The sequence below is a fragment of the Micromonospora sp. DT178 genome, from assembly GCF_049841695.1.
In the GTDB taxonomy this organism is placed as follows: domain Bacteria; phylum Actinomycetota; class Actinomycetes; order Mycobacteriales; family Micromonosporaceae; genus Micromonospora.
On sequence record NZ_JBNCKV010000076.1, the window covers coordinates 1 to 295 of the forward strand.

Consider the following 295-nt stretch of genomic DNA (forward strand, 5'->3'; position numbering starts at 1 on the left):
CGTCGCATCCGGTCCAGGTCGACCTCGTCGAGATGCCCGGTCATCGCCGACTGCTGGGCCCACAGTCCCCACGCCAGCGACTGTCCGACCAGACCGGCGGCCTGCCGCCGTAGCGCCAGGGCGTCCAGGACCGCGTTGGCTGCGGCGTAGTTGCCCTGCCCCGGTGACCCGACCGTGGCCGCTGCCGAGGAATACACCACGAACAACGCGAGATCCGAATCCTGGGTCAGTTCGTGCAGCCACCACGCCGCGTCGGCCTTGGCCCGCAGCACCGTCTCCAGCCGCTGCGGCGTCA

At 70.8% G+C, this 295-nt stretch carries 1 protein-coding gene; it reads right to left on the reverse strand.

The genetic code is table 11. The features are described from left to right. Positions 1-295, reverse strand: a 295-nt coding sequence (locus ACLQ22_RS32025; protein ID WP_425695606.1) for a KR domain-containing protein, incomplete at both ends; no start/stop codon positions are given.